The organism is Pseudomonas sp. SB113, from assembly GCF_040754745.1.
In the GTDB taxonomy this organism is placed as follows: Bacteria; Pseudomonadota; Gammaproteobacteria; order Pseudomonadales; family Pseudomonadaceae; genus Aquipseudomonas; species Aquipseudomonas grimontii.
In genome coordinates, this window is sequence record NZ_JBFMHW010000271.1 from 1 (window position 1) to 312 (window position 312).

The following is a 312-nucleotide window of genomic DNA, read 5'->3' on the forward strand; positions in this document are numbered from 1 at the left end:
TCACGGTGATGGTGCCGTTGGCTGGCGCCGAAGTCAGCGGGCCGCCGTCGGTGGCGGTGTAGGTGAAGTCCGCGGTGCCGTGGAAGTTTTCGTTCGGTTTGAAGTAAACGGTCGCTTCGCCGTTGACTGCGTCAATGGAACCGGTCACCGGTTTGGTCATCGCCGCGTCGGTGTAGAAGGTGCCGTTGGTTGGCGTGCCGACGGTGAACGATTTAACGTCCGTCGGACTATCCACGTCGGTGGCGGACAGTTTGACCGCGATGCCTACGCTTGGGTCTTCAGCACCGGTCGCAGCAGTTTCCGCAGCCACCG

Annotated in this window: 1 protein-coding gene; it reads right to left on the minus strand. The window is 62.2% G+C overall.

Translation table 11 applies throughout. The annotated features are described in order from the left end of the window. The coding region (locus tag AB1462_RS32525) for an Ig-like domain-containing protein (RefSeq protein WP_367249241.1) at positions 1–312 on the minus strand (312 nt) is incomplete at both ends.